At 70.5% G+C, this 2,088-nt stretch carries 1 protein-coding gene; it reads right to left on the bottom strand.

Annotation, left to right across the window (positions count from 1 at the left end; translation table 11 throughout):
* Positions 1 to 2,088, bottom strand: a 2,088-nt coding sequence (locus AAH979_RS42795; RefSeq protein WP_346263834.1) for an acyltransferase domain-containing protein, incomplete at its 3' end; no start/stop codon positions are given.

Genomic DNA, 2,088 nt, shown 5'->3' on the forward strand with positions numbered 1-2,088 from the left:
GGAACGGCTCAGCAGCAGAAGCCTCTTGACCGCATGCCGGTGCACGAGGTGTTCGGCCACCAGGGCGCCGACACCGCCGGTGCCGCCCGTGACCAGCACCCACCCGTCATCTAGCGCCGGTGCCTCCTCCGCAGCCGGACGCGTGGGCTGGAGACGAGGCACCAGAAGACCCTGAGCGCGTAGCACCGCCTGCTCTTCGTGGGTGGACAGCAGCGCGTCGAGGTCGGGCTCGACGTCCACGGGTACGTCACGCAGCAGAAACCGGCCCGGATGCTCCGACTGCGCCGAACGCACCAGTCCCCAGACCGCCGCCCCGGTGACGCCGTCGGGGCCGAGCCGGCCGTCCGGGGCTGCGACGAGGGCGTCACGGGTGAGGACGAGCAGCCGCCCGGTCTGCTCGGGCGAGCCGAGGAACCGTTGCATCTCGGCGAGGGTGTCGACCACGGCGTTCTCGCCCGACGGGGAATACACGACCACGGGCGGGATCTGCTCTGCGGTGTCTGTTGCGGCGCGCTCCGCCGGTACCCAGGTGACGGTTGTCAGGGACGCGGTCGTGGGGACCGCGGGCAACGCGCGGAGGCGGATCTCGTCGATGTCGGCGATGGGATGGCCGTCGTCGTCGGAGAGTCGGATCCGGGCGCTGTCCGGACCGTTCGGGGTCACGGTGACGCGGGCGCGGCGAGCGCCGGTGGCGTGGATCCGGATACCAGTCCAGGCGAACGGCAGTCGCAGTTCGTCCGCCGTCAGCATCGGGTGCAGCGCTGCATCCAGCAGCGCCGGGTGGATGGCGACGCCGGTGACCGGCTCGTCGGCGGGAAGTGCGACGTCGGCATAGAGCGTGTCGCCGCGTCGCCACAGCTGCCGCATGCCCCGGAACGTCGGCCCGTACTGATACCCGGCGGCCGCCACGTCGGTGTAGAACGTCTCGATCGGCGCGGTCTCGGCACCTGCGGGTGGCCAGTCGGCTTCGACGGTCTCCACCGGCTCGTCGCTCGTGTCGAGGCGGCCTTCGGCGTGCAGGGTCCAGTTGTCTGTGCCGTGGTGCCGGGCGTAGACGCGGGCGGTGTGCGCGGAGCCGCCGACCGGGACACAGACGATGCGGATGTGATGGGCGGTGTGCTCCGGAACGCTGAGGGGGGTGTGGACGACAAGCTCGCTGACACGGTTGTGGCCGAGATGGTCGCCGGTGTGCACGAGCCACTCGACGAAGGCGGTGCCGGGGACCATGGTGCTGCCCCTGACGACGTGGTCGGCCAGCCAGGGAAGAGTGTCCTGGTCGAGATGACCCGTGAGGATGGTGGGCTCGTCCGGGGTGGTGTGGGTGCTGGTGGCCAGCACTGGATGGTCGAGGTTGTGCTCCCCGACGGTGGTGGTGGGAGTCAGCCAGTAGCGCCGGTGCTGGAAGGCGTAGGTGGGAAGGCCCGTGTGCGTCTGCCCGGGACCGAGGACCGTGGCCCAGTCGACCCGGACACCGGCGGTCCAGACACTGCCGAGGGCGGTCAGCAGGTGGCCCCACTGCGGGCGGTCGCGGCGTTGGGAGGAGATCACCACGCTGTCGGCAGCGCATTCGGCCATCGCAAGTTCGAGGACGGGGTGGGCGCTGACCTCGACGAAGACGCGGGCACCTCGGCTGGTGAGCGTCTGCATGGCGGTGTCGAACCGCACCGTTTGGCGCAGGTTGCGCAGCCAGTAGCCGGCGTCCATGTCGGCGGTGTCGAGGACGTCGCCGGTAACCGTCGAGATGACCGGGATCTGCGAGGAGCGCGGTGTCAGGTCGTCCAGTTGCTTCATCAACGGGTCGGCGACCGCCTCGACGGCGGCGGAGTGGGAGGCGTAGTCGACCGGGATCATGCGGGCCCGCACCCCACGCTCGACCAGTTGTGCGGCGAGTGTCTCCAGCGCGGCCACGGGTCCGGCGAGTACGGTGGACGCCGCACTGTTGACGACCGCGATCTCGACGGCATTGGGCAGGTGCGGTTCCACCTCGGTACGGCCGAGCCCGACCGAAAGCATCCCACCGGTGCCGGCGATCTCCCGGACCAGTCGAGACCGGACCACTACCACCTGGGCACCGTCGGCAAGCGACAA

It is taken from the genome of Plantactinospora sp. ZYX-F-223 (assembly GCF_039649625.1).
Lineage (GTDB): Bacteria > Actinomycetota > Actinomycetes > Mycobacteriales > Micromonosporaceae > Plantactinospora.